The organism is Streptomyces araujoniae (genome assembly GCF_050871195.1).
GTDB classification, from domain to species: domain Bacteria; phylum Actinomycetota; class Actinomycetes; order Streptomycetales; family Streptomycetaceae; genus Streptomyces; species Streptomyces bacillaris.
The window spans coordinates 5183060-5198329 of record NZ_CP194070.1 but is presented as its reverse complement, the minus strand read 5'-3'; the positions used below and the strand labels follow the sequence as shown (position 1 = coordinate 5198329).

Here is a 15270-nt window from a genome sequence, read left to right as displayed (position 1 = left end):
TCCGTTCCGCCTCAGCCCGCCGCGGCTATGCGCTCCGCCGGTGCGGCGGCGGTCAGCTCGATGTCGCGCCGGCGGCGGCGGGCCAGCGCGACCCGGCGCTCGGCGGCGGTGAGCCCGCCCCACACCCCGTACGGCTCGGGCTGCATCAGCGCGTGCTCCCGGCACGCCACCATCACCGGACAGCGGGCGCAGACCCGCTTGGCGGCCTCCTCACGGGCCAGGCGGGCGGCGGTCGGCTCCTTCGACGGGGCGAAGAACAGCCCGGCCTCGTCCCGGCGGCACACCGCCTCCGAGTGCCAGGGGCCCGCCTCGTCCTCCCGGGCGGGGGTCCGCTGGGCAGGAACGGCGGCGACCTGCAGAGGCTGATGCGGCGGTTGCAGCACGGTCTACTCCTGACGACGGCTACGGCTTCGCGAGCGAGAGACGATGCAGCAGTCCATACCCGTTGCGTGTACGGCTATGCACGCAGCGGCACCGGCGCACGGGGCGCGACAAGGGCTCCGTGCGCCGTTCTGGCTGATTCCCGAACCTGCGCCCGCCGGGCCGCCGTCAGTGTCCGAGGTGCTTGCGCAGCCGCCGCTGGAGGTCCGCGACGAACTTGCCCTTCTTGGGCTTCGCCTCCACGCTGCCGAGCACCGCGTAGCCGTTCACGACGACGACCGGGGCCTCCGGGTCGTCCGACTCCGCCGCCTTGATCTCGAAGCTGCCGAGGACGCCGGAGCCGGTGCCGCGCAGCGTGACGTTCTGCGGCACCCGGATCTCGACGCTGCCGAAGATCGACGTCGCGTTGATGACGGTGAGTCGTTGGCCGAAAAGCGCCTCCGTCAGATCGATCTCCACGCTGCCGAAGAGCGAGAAGGCGTTCGTCCGGGCGCCGACGCGCCAACGGCCCTTGCGGACGGCGCTGCTGAAGACCGCCACGAGGTTGTCGGTGGGGCCGTCGGGGACCTCGGGGCCGTACGCGTACGGCTGCGGGGCCGGGCGCGCGCCGACGGCCCCGTCGGCGGCGGGCAGATCGCGGACCAGGGGCTGGAGTTCACCGACGGTCTTGGCCCGGTAGACCAGGTCGACCCGCTCCGCGTGCTCGTCCGCCGTCAGGCGCCCCTCGGCCAGCGCCTCCCGCAGGATGTCCGCGGTCCGGTCGCGGTCGGCGTCGGAGGCGCGGAGGGAGTCAGCGGGCGCGAACTCGGCGGGCGAGACCCGGGCGGCCGGCGGGGCGGCCGGTGCGGCGGGCGGCTGGGGCTGCTTCTCTAGGTCCACCGCCCCAGCGTACCCAGACGCGATAGATCGCGACTACCCCTCCGGACGGCGCACCCACCACCGGAACACCCCCTCCGGGCGGCGCTCCCACCATCGCGACTACCCCTCCGGACGGCGTGCCCACCACCGGAACACCCCTTCCGGGGACGCCCGCGCCCATGAGACGGCGGGGTCGCCTCCAGGTGAGCCTTACCTCACAGGACCGGCCCGGCGGGGGCGTTCTACCCTGGTTGACGCGCTGCCCGAGGGAGGTCAGCCGCTGTCGCCGAGTGAGGAATGGCCGTCATGGCAGAGTTTGCGTACTCCGATCTGCTCCCCCTAGGGGAGGACACCACGCCGTACCGTCTGGTGACCGCCGAGGGCGTCTCCACCTTCGAGGCCGACGGCCGTACGTTCCTCAAGGTCGAGCCGGAGGCGCTGCGCACGCTCGCCGCCGAGGCCATGCACGACATCTCGCACTACCTTCGCCCGGCCCACCTGGCGCAGCTGCGCCGGATCGTGGACGACCCGGAGGCCTCCTCCAACGACAAGTTCGTGGCGCTGGACCTCCTGAAGAACGCCAACATCGCCGCCGCGGGCGTCCTGCCGATGTGCCAGGACACCGGGACGGCGATCGTCATGGGCAAGCGCGGGCAGAACGTGCTCACCGAGGGCGGTGACGAGGAGGCCCTGTCGCACGGGATCTTCGACGCCTACACCAAGCTCAACCTGCGCTACTCGCAGATGGCCCCGCTGACCATGTGGGACGAGAAGAACACCGGCTCCAACCTCCCGGCCCAGATCGAGCTGTACGCCACCGACGGCGGCGCGTACAAGTTCCTCTTCATGGCGAAGGGCGGCGGCTCGGCCAACAAGTCGTTCCTCTACCAGGAGACGAAGGCCGTCCTCAACGAGGCCTCCATGATGAAGTTCCTGGAGGAGAAGATCCGTTCGCTGGGCACCGCGGCCTGCCCGCCGTACCACCTGGCGATCGTGGTCGGCGGCACCTCGGCGGAGTTCGCGCTGAAGACCGCCAAGTACGCCTCCGCGCACTACCTGGACGAGCTGCCCGCCGAGGGCTCCGCCACCGGGCACGGCTTCCGGGACAAGGAGCTGGAGGAGAAGGTCTTCGAGCTGACGCAGCGGATCGGGATCGGCGCCCAGTTCGGCGGCAAGTACTTCTGCCACGACGTGCGCGTGGTGCGCCTGCCCCGGCACGGCGCCTCGCTCCCCGTCGCCATCGCCGTCTCCTGCTCGGCCGACCGCCAGGCCACCGCGAAGATCACCGCCGAGGGCGTCTTCCTGGAGCAGCTGGAGAAGGACCCGGCGCGCTTCCTCCCGGACACCACCGACGAGCACCTGGACGAGGCCGGGGACGTCGTGCAGATCGACCTCAACCGGCCGATGGACGAGGTGCTGGCCGAGCTGACCAAGTACCCGGTGAAGACCCGGCTCTCGCTGACCGGCCCGCTGGTCGTGGCCCGCGACATCGCGCACGCCAAGATCAAGGAGCGGCTGGACGCGGGCGAGGAGATGCCGCAGTACCTGAAGGACCACCCCGTCTACTACGCGGGCCCGGCGAAGACGCCCGAGGGGTACGCCTCCGGCTCCTTCGGCCCGACCACGGCCGGCCGGATGGACTCGTACGTGGAGCAGTTCCAGGCGGCGGGCGGCTCGAAGGTGATGCTCGCCAAGGGCAACCGCAGCAAACAGGTCACCGACGCCTGCGGCACGCACGGCGGCTTCTACCTCGGCTCGATCGGCGGCCCGGCGGCCCGCCTCGCGCAGGACTGCATCAAGAAGGTCGAGGTCGTCGAGTACGAGGAGCTGGGCATGGAGGCGGTCTGGCGGATCGAGGTCGAGGACTTCCCCGCGTTCATCGTCGTCGACGACAAGGGCAACGACTTCTTCACCGAGCCCGCTCCCGCGCCGACGTTCACGAGCATTCCGGTCCGGGGCCCCGGCCTGGGCTGACACCGGCCGCCGGCAGCGGCAGCGGCGAGAGGGGCGCCCCCCGGGGGGGCGCCCCTCTCCTGTGTCCGGGGCCCGGGGCGCCTCTCCCGTGTCCGGGCCCCGGGGCTCCCCTCTCCGTGTCCGGGCTCCGAAGCCACCTCCGCACCACCGCCCCGCGCACCACCCCCCTCCATACGTCGAGTTCAAGCCAATCTCGTGAGAGCGGACACCCGCCCGGCCACCGGGCCCGCAACCGGTGCGCCCCGCGCGAGCGCTCCCCCGCCGGTCCTCGCGCGGGCCGCGCGCCCCTCACGGGCAGGGCGCTGTCAGCTCGACCGAACGGACCCCGCGCCAACAGGCGTTAGGCAACCCCCCGGACCCGCCCGCCGCGCGCCGCAGTCCCCGCACCCGGTGGATGGTGGCCCCCGCACCGCCGCTTTCCCGCAGCCCGCCGCCGGACGGGCTTGCGCCGGGGCGGGAGCGCCGCGAAGGCTGGTCGGACGTTCCTGGAAACTCCGCACCGGCCTGACCCGCCGGGCACGCCTCGACGCCTCGCGGACCCTTCACCCGCGCGGCCACTGCCGAACCCGGAAAGGCGGACGCCGCATGACCCCGGCCCCCCACCGCAGCCACACCGACGACCTGCTCGCCTTCATCGCCGCCAGCCCCTCCCCGTACCACGTGGTCGCGAGCGCCGCGCAGCGGCTGGAGAAGGCCGGATTCCGCGAGCTGCTCGGCACGGACGACTGGACCGGGGCGACCGGCGGCTGCTTCGTCGCCCGGGCCGGAGCGCTGATCGCGTGGTACGTCCCCGAGGGCGCGCCCGCGCACACCCCCTTCCGGATCGTCGGCACCCACACCGACTCACCGAACCTGCGGATCAAACCGGCACCCGACACCGGCAGTTCGGGCTGGCGGCAGATCGGGGTGGAGATCTACGGCGGGGTCCCGCTGAACACCTGGCTCGACCGGGACCTCGGCATCTCCGGCCGGCTGGCCCTGCGCTGCGGCCCGGACGGCGCTCCGCGCACCCGGCTGGTCCAGATCGACGAACCGCTGCTGCGCGTACCGCAATTGGCGATCCACCTGGACCGCACGGTGAACGACGGGGTGGCGCTGGACCGGCAGCGCCACATCGCCCCGATCTGGGCGCTGGGCGACCCGCGCGAGGGCGAGCTGCTGCGGCGGGTGGCGGCGGCGGCCGGGGAGGACCCGGGCGACGTGCTGGGCTGGGACCTGATGCTGCACGACATCCAGCCGCCCGGATACCTGGGCGCCGAGCGGGAGTTCGTCGTGGCCTCCCGGCTGGACAACCAGGTCTCGGTGCATGCCGGGGTGACCGCCCTGGTGGACGCGGCGACCGGGGTCACCGAGCCGTCCTTCGTCCCCGTGCTGGCCGCCTTCGACCACGAGGAGGTGGGCAGCGGCTCCGAGACCGGCGCCCAGAGCCCGCTGCTGGAGCGGGTCCTCTCCCGCTCGGTGGCGGCCCGGGGCGGCAGCGACGAGGACTGGTCACGGGCGCTGGCGGGCGCGTTCTGCGTCTCCGCGGACATGGCCCACGCGGTGCACCCCAACTACGCGGAGCGCCACGACCCCGACCACCGCCCGCTCCCCAACGGCGGCCCCACCATCAAGGTGAACGTCAACCAGCGGTACGCCACCGACTCCACCGGCATCGCGGTCTTCACGGCCGCCTGTGAGCGGGCGGGCGCCCCCTGGCAGCCCTTCGTCTCCAACAACGCGATGCCCTGCGGCACGTCGATCGGCCCCCTCACCGCCGCCCGTCTCGGCGTCACCACGGTGGACGTGGGCGTGCCGGGCCTCTCGATGCACTCGGCGCGCGAACTGTGCGGCGTGGACGACCCGGCGTATCTGGCGGCGATCCTGGGCGCGGTGATGGCGGGCCGGTGACGGCGGCGCGGTGACGGCCGTGCCCTGCCGTGCCCCGGCGGGACACGGCAGGGCGGTGACGGCGGGAGGGGGGCGGGGGCACGGCCCGCCACCCGCCTCCCGCCGTCACGCGGCTACGCGAACCGCTGCTTCGCGCTGCCGTCGCACGTCTGGAGCCTGAGCGGGTCCTTGGCCCCGGCCAGCGTCAGGCAGAGGCCGGTCGCGGCGGCCGGGCGGATGGTGCCCGCCTGGCGGACGAACTTCTGGTTGGCCGCGCCCGCGCAGTTCCACACGATGAGCGCGGCGCCCGGGTTGTACCTGGCGCCGGAGACGTCCAGGCACCGGTCGTGGCTGAGCGCGGTGCGCAGGGTCTGCGTACCGGAGTCGTACCACCAGTCCTGGTTGCGCCCGCCGTGGCAGTCCCAGCCGCCGATCGCGGTGCCGTTGCGGGTCACCGAGGCGGGGACGTCCACGCAGGTGCCGGTGGCCTCGTTCCGTACGGGGGTGAACCGGTCGTCCCAGGCCCCGGGCTGGAGGACCGGGGTGCCGGTGCTGGCCGGGTCCGCGCAGCTCGCCTCGCGGAGGCCGGAGGCGTACAGCTGGGTGAGGCAGGAGGCGAAGGCGCGGTGGCCCGCGGCGTTGGGGTGGAAGGACTGGCGTACGGAGTTCTCGTCGGGCAGTCCGGGCTTGCTCAGGTCGATGTAGAGCCCGCGCGCCCAGGGGGCCTCGCTGCACACCTCGTGGCCGTGGAAGAGGCGGGAGTTGTCGAGGTAGGTGGCGCCCGTGGCGGTGGCCGCCTCGCGCATGCCGGCCTGGAAGGCGGGGACGGCGGTGTTGCGGCCCCAGGCGGTGTCGGAGTCGTACCCCATGCCGCCGCAGATGAGCTTGCCGGGGAAGTTCGGGTTGTCCCGGAAGTCCGGGCCGATCGGGCTCGGGTAGCCCATCAGGACGAGCTTGTAGTCGTCGTTCGCGTAGCCGGCGTCCGTCATCACCGTCCGCAGGTCGCGGACGGTCGCCTCGACCTTGGGGACCAGCCCGTCCACGCGGGCCTGCCAGCCGCCCGCGTACTTGGGCTCGCACGGGCCCTGGAGGGTGATGTAGCGGACCACGCAGTCGGTCATGACCGGGCCGAACTGGAGGTCGTCGTTGGCTCCGGCGACCAGCACGACCATCTTGATCCGGGTGTTGCGGGCCTTCACGGCGAGGCTGTCGCTCTGGACCAGCTCGTCGGCGTACTGCTTGTTTCCGCCGATCTTGATGTTCCCGGTATAGGCGCCGGAGCACGAGACGTTGTACGTGACGTCCGCCGCGATGCCCGTGCGGTGGATGGCGGCCTCCGGCGAACGGTGGCACCAGTTGTCCGGCCCGTTGGTGCCGGGGTCGTAGGTGCCGACGCCCTCGCCGGAGATCTCACTGTCGCCCAGCGAGATCAGCCCGGTCTTCCGTTCGGCCAGCGGCCGTTCGGCCGGACTGCCGTACAGCTGGGTGGCCTCGGCCGCCCGGATCGTCTCGAGCGCGGGCGGGAGAGGGGTGGATGCGAGTGTGCCGGTGCCGGTACCCGAATCGGCCGCGCCGGCCGGTCCGGCGACCGCCAGAGTGGTGGCGGCCACCGCGAACACGGCGGTGACGGCGGCCGTGCGGCGGAGCCGGTGAAGGCCGCGGAGCCCTCGGATTCTGAGCCTGGTGCGCCTCATTGCGCCTCCCGGGTGTGTAGTTACCCCGGGTATTTACTGGCCGGTAGGCGACTTGGGAATAGCTGGAACAAGACATGTGCTCATCTTTTGCAGGAGGTTTAAACACGATGGCCGACGCGACGACAGATCCGCGGGACAGTGCGGAGTTCCGGATCGAGCACGACTCGATGGGCGAGGTGAAGGTCCCCCTCCACGCCAAGTGGCGGGCGCAGACACAGCGGGCGGTGGAGAACTTCCCGCTCTCCGGACAGCGGCTGGAGCGGGCGCACATCGAGGCGCTGGCCCGGATCAAGGGCGCGGCCGCCAAGGTCAACGCCGAGCTGAAGGTGCTGGACCCGGAGATCGCGGACGCGATCCAGAAGGCGGCGGCCGAGGTCGCGTCGGGCCGCTGGGACGCGCACTTCCCGGTGGACGTCTTCCAGACGGGCTCCGGCACCTCGTCGAACATGAACACCAACGAGGTCATCGCCACCCTCGCCACCGAGCGGCTCGGCCGCGAGGTCCACCCCAACGACCATGTCAACGCCTCGCAGTCGTCCAACGACGTCTTCCCCTCCTCCATCCACGTCGCGGCGACCGCCGCCGTCACCGCCGATCTGATCCCCGCGCTGGACCATCTGGCGGAATCCCTGGGGCGGAAATCAGCCGAGTTCGCGGAGGTCGTCAAGTCCGGCCGTACGCATCTGATGGACGCCACCCCGGTCACCCTCGGCCAGGAGTTCGGCGGCTACGCGGCGCAGATCCGCTACGGCGTGGAGCGGCTGCGCGCCTCCCTGCCCCGGCTGGCCGAACTCCCCCTGGGCGGTACGGCGGTGGGCACCGGCATCAACACCCCGCCCGGCTTCTCCGCCGCCGTGATCGCGGAGGTGGCGGCGGTCACCGGGCTGCCGCTGACCGAGGCGCGCGACCACTTCGAGGCGCAGGGGGCCCGGGACGGGCTGGTGGAGACCTCGGGCCAGCTCCGTACGATCGCGGTCTCGCTCACCAAGATCTCCAACGACCTGCGGTGGATGGCCTCCGGACCGCGCACCGGCCTCGCGGAGATCAACCTGCCCGACCTCCAGCCGGGCTCCTCGATCATGCCCGGCAAGGTCAACCCGGTGATCCCGGAGGCGGTCCTGATGGTCGCCGCCCAGGTCACCGGGAACGACGCCACGGTCGCCGCGGCGGGCGCGGCGGGCAACTTCGAGCTGAACGTGATGCTCCCGGTCATCGCGAAGAACCTGCTGGAGTCCGTACGGCTGCTGGCCAACGCTTCCCGGCTGCTGGCAGACCGCACGGTGGACGGCATCACCGCCAACGCCGAGCGGGCCCGCGCCTACGCCGAGTCCTCCCCCTCGGTGGTCACCCCGCTCAACCGGTACATCGGCTACGAGGCGGCGGCGAAGGTCGCCAAGCAGTCGCTGAAGGACGGCACGACGATCCGCGAGACCGTGCTCGCCGCCGGGTACGTGGAGCGCGGCGAGCTGACCCTGGAGCAACTGGACGAGGCGCTCGACGTGTTGCGGATGACACGGCCGTGACACGAGGGTCGCCCGGGGCCCGTGGGGGCTCCCGGGTGACCCGCCCGGCACCGTCCGGGCACACCGGGTGACCTGAGTCGCAGCGGGCGGGAGCGGACGCTCCGTAAGATCCATCCATGACAGGTACGGGAGAGTGCGCACGCTGGGCGCCGGGGGACCAGATCCTCTGGCGCTACCGCGACAACGGCCGGGCCCACCGGCCGCCCGGCGGGCCGCCCGTGCACATCTGCCGCCCGGTGACCGTCGTCCAGGACACCGCCGAGCTGCTCGCCGTCTGGATGGCGCCCGGCACCGAGTGCGTCCGGCCGGTCCTCGCCGACGGCACCCAGGTGCACGCCGAACCGCTCGCCACCCGCTACACCGCCCCGCGCACCACGGCCCGCTCCACCTGGTTCGGCGCCGGGGTGCTGAAGCTGGCCCGGCCCGGGGACCCGTGGTCGGTCTGGCTCTTCTGGGACCGGGGGTGGACCTTCCGGAACTGGTACGTGAACCTGGAGGAACCGCACACCCGGTGGTCCGGAGGGGTGGATTCCGAGGATCACTTTCTCGACATCTCCGTGCACCCGGACCGGAGCTGGAAGTGGCTCGACGAGGACGAGTTCGCCCAGGCGCAGCACGTCGGTCTGATGGACCGGGCGACCGCGGCCCGGGTCCGGGAGGCGGGGCTCGCGGCGGTCGAGGTGATCGCGGCGTGGGGCTCGCCGTTCCGGGACGGCTGGGAGCACTGGCGGCCCGATCCGGGATGGCCGGTTCCGCCACTGCCGGATGACTGGGACCGTACCCCTGCCCACATGCCGTCGTGAGACCCTGGACCCACCCCGTGGGGGCCCGGTCGGCAGGCCCGGATCCCCGAGGGGGGCGCCGGCCGGTCCGGCGCGCGCCACACCGGATCTGACCACAAGTCATCGCACCGGTCGTGCGGAACGGCGGGCCACGGACCCGGCCGGACCGCCCGGTCGCAGGCCACCACGAGGGGGTGGAGCCGTGTTCGCCGCCCGCTGCCGCCCCGCCGCGAGCGCTCCGGCCGCCGCGCGGAACGTCGTCGTCCGGCCATCGTGCGGACGTTCGGTTTCAGCCCCGTCCGCCGGGGCATCCGCAGACAGCCGTTGTCCTCATCGCGGTCGCCGGGGCACAGTGGCGCCCCACGGGGCGACTGCCTCATACAACCGGCCCGGACGGACGGAATCCCACGCGTGACGGAGCACCCCACCTCCCACGAAGGCCGGCAGCCTCTCGCCGCCCGGCAGCAGGAGCGCACCCGGCCCCGGCAGCAGGACGCCACGGCCGCGGCCGCCGCGGCCGCGATCCCGTCGCCGGCCGCCGCGCCGGCCCCCGGGACCGGAGCCGCCGCCCTCGCCGACGCCCAGTCAGCCACCCGGCGCGAGGGCGACCGGCTGCGCTTCGTCGGCGCGGCCACCCGGCGGATCGCCCGGGGCATAGATCTGGACGAGATCGTGCTCGGGCTCTGCCGGGCGAGCGTGCCGACGTTCTCCGACGCGATCCTGGTCTATCTGCGCGACCCGCTCCCGGTCGGGGACGAGCGGCCGGTCAGCCCGTTCGTGCTGCGGCTGCGCCGGAGCGACCGGCTCCGCCACACCGAGGAGGACGGCGAGGCGGCTTCCGAGACCGAGCGGCTGCGGCCGCTGCTCACCGACCCGACGGCCGATCTGATGCCCGCCGCCGAGCTGTGCGAGGTGCGGGCGGGCGGCGCGCTGGCGGAGGTGCTGCGCGGGGTGCGGCCGGTCTTCGGCGACTCGGCGGCGGCCCGCGCCGCCCTGCCCGAGCTGCTGGGCGCCGGGCGCCCGGTCCCCACCGGCCACCGGGCGATCCTCGCCCCGCTGCGCGGCAGACGCCGGGTGATCGGCGCGGCCGTCTTCGTACGGTCCACCGAACGGCCCCCGTTCGAGGCCAGTGACCTGCTGGTGGCCGCACAGCTGGCGACGCACACCGCGCTCGGCATCGACAAGGCCGTGCTGTACGGGCGCGAGGCCTACATCGCGGACGAGTTGCAGCGCACGATGCTCCCGGACTCGCTCCCCCAGCCCACCGGCGTACGCCTGGCGTCCCGCTACCTCCCGGCGGCCGAGACGGCCCGGGTCGGCGGCGACTGGTACGACGCGATCCCGCTGCCAGGCAGCCGGGTCGCCCTGGTCGTCGGGGATGTGATGGGCCACTCCATGACCTCCGCCGCGATCATGGGCCAGCTGCGGACCACCGCCCAGACCCTGGCCCAGCTGGACCTGCCGCCGCAGGAGGTGCTGCACCACCTGGACGAGCAGGCGCAGCGGCTCGGCAGCGACCGCATGGCCACCTGCCTCTACGCGGTGTACGACCCGGTCGCGCACCGGATCACCATCGCCAACGCCGGTCACCCGCCGCCCGTGCTGCTGCATCTGGGCGGCCGGGCCGAGGTGCTGCGGGTGCCGCCGGGCGCCCCGATCGGGGTGGGCGGGGTCGACTTCGAGGCCGTCGAGCTGGACGCCCCGGCCGGGGCCACGCTCCTGCTCTACACGGACGGGCTGGTCGAGTCGCGGCTGCGGGACGTGTGGACGGGCATCGAGCAGCTGCGGGAGCGCCTCGCGGCGACCGCGCAGCTCACCGGGGACGACCACTCCCCGCCGCTGGAGGCCCTCTGCGACGACGTGCTGGACATGCTGGGCCCGGGCGACCGGGACGACGACATCGCCCTGCTCGCCGCCCGCTTCGACGGGATCGCGCCGAGCGATGTGGCGTACTGGTACCTGGAGCCGGAGGACGCGGCTCCGGGCCGGGCCCGCAGGCTGGCCCGGCGGGCGCTGAGCCGGTGGGGCCTGGAGGAGCTGTCCGACGAGGTGGAGCTGCTGGTCAGCGAGGTCGTCACCAACGCGGTGCGCTACGCGGAGCGGCCGGTGACGCTGCGGCTGCTGCGGACGGACATCCTGCGCTGCGAGGTGGGCGACGACTCACCCCAGCTGCCCCGGCAGCGCCGGGCGCGCGAGACGGACGAGGGCGGGCGCGGGCTGTTCCTGGTGAACCGGCTGGCGCGGCGGTGGGGTGCGACCCGACTGTCGACGGGCAAGGTCGTCTGGTTCGAGATGGCGACGCGGAGCCAGTAGCCGGACACGGGTGAGGGGCGGTACCGGCCGGTACCGCCCCTCACCCATGTCCACTCGCGCGTACGGGGTCAGTCCCCCGCGCCGCCGCCTCCGGGCCGCTCGCCCGGCTGCCCGTCGCTCTCCCCCGGCTGGGGCGGGATCTCGGGGCTGGTGGGCGGGACGGTCGGCGGGGTGATCGTCGGCGGGGCCGAGGGCGTGGTCGGGGTCTCGCTGGGCGTCTGGCTCGGCGGAGTCTTTGACGGCGTCTCGGACGGGGTGGGCTTCTCCGACGGGGTCGGCTCCTCCGACGGCGTCTTCGAGGGGGTCGGGGGCGGCGGCGGGACCTCGCCGCGCTCCACGTCCTGGAGGTCGAAGGTGGCGTTCGAGCCGCCGCCGAGGGCACCGAGGGTGTAGTCCGCCCAGATCCGGGCCGGGAAGCCACCGCCGTTGGCCCGGCCGGAGTTGGCCGTACCGGTGAGGGAGACCTGCCGGCCGCCCTGGGGGGACTCGCCGAACAGGGCGACGACCGTGGTCAGTTCGGGGGTGTACCCGGCGAACCAGGCCGACTTGTTCTCTTCCGACGTGCCCGTCTTGCCCGCCGCCTGGTAGGCGGAGGTGTTGGCGGCGCGGCCGGAGCCGGACTCGACGACGCCCTTGAGCGCGGAGGTGACGGTGTCGGCCGAGGCGCGGCTGATGGCCTGCTGCTTCTTGGGCGCCTCCGGCTTCACCGTACGGGCGCGGTGCTCGGCGGACTGGAGGATGTGCGGGGTGACCTTGCGGCCGTGGTTGTCCAGGGTCGCGTAGACGCCCGCCATGTCCCAGGTGGAGGCGTTCATGGTGCCGAGGGTGACGGCGGGGCGCTCGGGGAAGTTCTTGTCCGGCACGCCGAGGGCGAGCGCGGTCTTCTTGGTGGCGGCCGGTGTCACGTCCACGATCATCTGCGCGAAGACGGAGTTGACCGAGCTGTTCATCGCCTTCTGGACGGAGATCGGGCCGTAGCTCCGGTCGTCCTCGTTCTGCGGGTTGAACGGGGTGTCGCTGCCGACGACGGGCCGCTTGCTGGTGCCGTCGTAGATCGTGTTGAGCCCGATCAGGCTGCCGTCCTGCGTCTTCGCCTCGTTCTCCAGGGCGGCGGCGAGCACCAGCGGCTTGAAGGTGGAGGCGGGCTGGTAGTCCTGGCGGGTGGCGTTGTTGACGTAGTGCTTGACGTAGTCCTCGCCGCCGTACATCGCCAGCACCTTGCCCGTCTTCGGGTCGACGGAGGTCGCGCCGGCCTGGACGGTGGCGTCGATCTTGTTGCCCTGGCGGTCGAGCTGGGACTCCAGCTCCTTCTTCACCGACTTCTCCAGCTGCTGCTGGCGCTTCTTGTCGATGGTGAGGGTGAAGGTCCAGCCGCCCGCCTCACGGTCCTCGGCGGAGATGCCCTGCTTGTCCAGCTCCTTGTTGACCGCCTCGACGAGGTAGCCGGTCTGGCCCTCCATGCCCTGGGCGGGCTTGGGCTTGTCCGGGACCGGGAACTCCTGCTTCGCCCGCTCGGCCTCGGTCAGCCAGCCCATCTCCACCATGTTCCGCAGGGTGTAGGCCCAGCGCTCCTTGACCAGGCGCTTGCCGGTGTCGGTGGCGGTGGCCCAGTCGTACTGGCTGGGGGCCTGGAGGAGGGAGGCGAGGTAGGCGCCCTGGGAGACGTTCAGGTCCTTGGCGTCGACGCCGTAGTACGCCTGGGAGGCCGCCTGGATGCCGCTGGCGCCGCGTCCGTAGTAGGCGGTGTTGATGTACCCGGCGAGGATCTGCTCCTTGGACTGCTTCTGGTCGACCTTGAGCGAGATCACCAGCTCGCGGAGCTTGCGGCTGATGGTGGGGTCCTGCGTGAGGTAGTAGTTCTTCACGTACTGCTGGGTGATGGTCGAGCCACCCTGCTTGCCCTTGCCGCTGAGCGTGTTGATCAGACCGCGGGTCGTGCCCTTGAGGTCGACGCCCTGGTCCTTGTAGAAGGTCTTGTTCTCGGCGGCGACGAAGGTGCGCTGCACCTCCGTGGGCACCTGGGCCAGGTCGACGATCTGCCGGTTGACGCCGTTGTTGGAGCGGGCGAGGACCGTGCCGTCGCTGTACTGGTAGACGTTGCTCTGCCGCTCCGCCAGGGCGTTGGGGGCGGGGACGGGGACGTACAGGTAGAGCGCGAGGAACGCGCCCATGCCCAGCAGGACGATCCCGAAGAACGTCCCCAGCAGCTTCTTCCAGGTGAAGAGTCTGCGTATGCCGCCGCTCTTCGCGGCCCGGCGCGATGCCCGCGCCTGGGCTCGTCGCGCATCCGCTCGACCCATGACTGTGTTGCTCCCGCTTCTCTGCTCGACCGGCTCGCTCGGCCCACCCAGTCCGTCCAGACCTGCCAGCTAACACCGTCGGCGGGGACAAAAGGCAAGCGATCCAGTCTTTTCCGGGCGTGACAATCAGCACGCGTTCCCAAGGGAACCGACTCCTCAGGGGTGCGCAAGGTTGCGAGAACCGTTAATGTGAGATCACATTGCTAGCGCGGTGCGAGCCGCACGGAACGGGGGACCCCATGACCTCACAGCACGACGGCCACCGATCGGAGACGGCCGCGGCCGAGCTCGACATCGACGCCCCCGACATGCCCGAGCCGCAGGTCACGGAGGTCACCGCGCACTCGATCCCGGGCGGCCTGGGGCTGCTGCTGACGGTGCTCGGGGTGCTGGCGGGCGTCGGCCTCGCGATCACCGGCGGCGTGATCGGGGCGGGCGGGAACAACGCCGTCGGCGTCCCGCTCTGCGTCTTCGGCATCCTGCTCGCCTTCGCCTCCTTCTTCTGCATGAGCGGTGTGAAGATGGTCGCTCCGGGCGAGGCCCGGGTGATCCAGCTCTTCGGCCGGTACGTCGGCACCATCCGCGCCGACGGGCTGCGCTGGGTCAACCCGCTGACCTCCAGCCGCAAGATCTCCACCCGCGTCCGCAACCACGAGACCGCCGTCCTCAAGGTCAACGACGCCTACGGCAACCCGATCGAGCTGGCCGCGATCGTCGTCTGGAAGGTCGAGGACACCGCGCAGGCCCTCTTCGAGGTCGACGACTTCCTGGAGTTCGTCGCCACCCAGACCGAGTCGGCCGTCCGGCACATCGCCATCGAGTACCCGTACGACGCCCACGAGGAGGACGGCCTCTCGCTGCGCGGCAACGCCGAGGAGATCACCGAGAAGCTGGCTGTCGAGCTGACCGCCCGGGTGAAGGCCGCGGGCGTCCGCATCATCGAGTCGCGCTTCAGCCACCTCGCGTACGCCCCCGAGATCGCCTCCGCCATGCTCCAGCGCCAGCAGGCCGGCGCGGTCGTCGCGGCCCGCCAGCAGATCGTCGAGGGCGCGGTGGGCATGGTGGAGATGGCCCTGAGCCGGATCGCCGAACAGGACATCGTGGAACTGGACGCCGAGCGGAAGGCCGCCATGGTCAGCAATCTGATGGTCGTGCTGTGCGGCGACCGAGCGGCCCAGCCGGTCCTCAATACGGGCAGCCTCTACCAGTGACCGACGAGACACCGCCCCGGCGGACGCCGGCCGCCCGGCCGCGGCAGCGCAAGCAGATGCTGCTGCGGCTGGACCCCGCGGTGCACGACGCGCTGGCCCGCTGGGCCTCCGACGAGCTGCGCAGCGCCAACGCGCAGATCGAGTTCCTGCTGCGCCGGGCGCTGAAGGAGGCGGGGCGGCTGCCGGGGTCGGCGGCGCCCATCGCCCGCCGGGGCCGCCCGCCGAAGCAGCCGCCGGAGGAGCCGGGGGCGGACGGGACGGACAGGACGGACGGCACGTAGACCCCCGCGGACCGGGGCGGGGGACGCGCCTCCTGGGCCGGTGGAGGTATTCCGGCCGCGTATACACGGCAGGTATACACACCG

The 15270-nt window shown here is 72.5% G+C and carries 11 protein-coding genes; 7 read left to right on the top strand and 4 right to left on the bottom strand.

What is annotated here, in order from left to right; genetic code table 11:
- Positions 1-11: 11 nt before the first annotated feature.
- The gene (locus tag ACQ9ZG_RS22510; RefSeq protein ID WP_015611061.1) at positions 12-383 is read right to left on the bottom strand and encodes a WhiB family transcriptional regulator; all 372 of its coding nucleotides are present in this window, start codon (positions 381-383) and stop codon (positions 12-14) included.
- Between the two features lie 166 nt (positions 384-549).
- Complete coding sequence (locus ACQ9ZG_RS22505) at positions 550-1260, bottom strand: DUF1707 SHOCT-like domain-containing protein (protein ID WP_018490453.1); 711 nt, start codon at positions 1258-1260, stop codon at positions 550-552.
- A 285-nt stretch (positions 1261-1545) separates the two neighbouring features.
- Between ACQ9ZG_RS22505 and ACQ9ZG_RS22500 the strand changes: the two genes are divergently transcribed.
- Both ACQ9ZG_RS22500 and ACQ9ZG_RS22495 read left to right on the top strand, forming a co-directional pair.
- Complete coding sequence (locus ACQ9ZG_RS22500) at positions 1546-3213, top strand: fumarate hydratase (protein WP_109917657.1); 1668 nt, start codon at positions 1546-1548, stop codon at positions 3211-3213.
- Positions 3214-3798: 585 nt separating this feature from the next.
- On the top strand, positions 3799-5103 hold the full coding sequence (locus tag ACQ9ZG_RS22495; RefSeq protein ID WP_109914367.1) for a M18 family aminopeptidase: 1305 nt from the start codon (positions 3799-3801) through the stop codon (positions 5101-5103).
- A gap of 113 nt (positions 5104-5216) precedes the next feature.
- Here ACQ9ZG_RS22495 and ACQ9ZG_RS22490 read toward each other — a convergent pair whose 3' ends face one another.
- Positions 5217-6776, bottom strand: a complete 1560-nt coding sequence (locus ACQ9ZG_RS22490) for a ricin-type beta-trefoil lectin domain protein (protein WP_109914560.1) — start codon at positions 6774-6776, stop codon at positions 5217-5219.
- Positions 6777-6883: 107 nt separating this feature from the next.
- Here ACQ9ZG_RS22490 and ACQ9ZG_RS22485 point away from each other — a divergent pair, with 107 nt between their 5' ends.
- From ACQ9ZG_RS22485 to ACQ9ZG_RS22475, 3 genes are all read left to right on the top strand, one after another.
- Positions 6884-8299 carry a class II fumarate hydratase gene (locus ACQ9ZG_RS22485; protein WP_109914561.1) on the top strand — a complete coding sequence of 472 codons (1416 nt, stop codon included), beginning with the start codon at positions 6884-6886 and terminating at the stop codon, positions 8297-8299.
- A 116-nt stretch (positions 8300-8415) separates the two neighbouring features.
- Complete coding sequence (gene fomD / locus ACQ9ZG_RS22480) at positions 8416-9102, top strand: cytidylyl-2-hydroxypropylphosphonate hydrolase (RefSeq protein WP_018490448.1); 687 nt, start codon at positions 8416-8418, stop codon at positions 9100-9102.
- A 390-nt stretch (positions 9103-9492) separates the two neighbouring features.
- The gene (locus tag ACQ9ZG_RS22475) at positions 9493-11394 is read left to right on the top strand and encodes a SpoIIE family protein phosphatase (protein WP_386695912.1); all 1902 of its coding nucleotides are present in this window, start codon (positions 9493-9495) and stop codon (positions 11392-11394) included.
- 68 nt (positions 11395-11462) lie between these two features.
- On the opposite strand, the gene ACQ9ZG_RS22470 is transcribed toward ACQ9ZG_RS22475, so the two are convergent.
- On the bottom strand, positions 11463-13694 hold the full coding sequence (locus ACQ9ZG_RS22470) for a transglycosylase domain-containing protein (protein ID WP_109916394.1): 2232 nt from the start codon (positions 13692-13694) through the stop codon (positions 11463-11465).
- A gap of 239 nt (positions 13695-13933) precedes the next feature.
- Here ACQ9ZG_RS22470 and ACQ9ZG_RS22465 point away from each other — a divergent pair, with 239 nt between their 5' ends.
- Positions 13934-14905, top strand: a complete 972-nt coding sequence (locus ACQ9ZG_RS22465) for an SPFH domain-containing protein (RefSeq protein ID WP_084992524.1) — start codon at positions 13934-13936, stop codon at positions 14903-14905.
- Positions 14902-15186, top strand: a complete 285-nt coding sequence (locus tag ACQ9ZG_RS22460) for a type II toxin-antitoxin system antitoxin (RefSeq protein ID WP_499281169.1) — start codon at positions 14902-14904, stop codon at positions 15184-15186. The genes ACQ9ZG_RS22465 and ACQ9ZG_RS22460 overlap by 4 nt, the downstream gene beginning before the upstream one ends.
- The last annotated feature ends 84 nt before the right edge of the window (positions 15187-15270 follow it).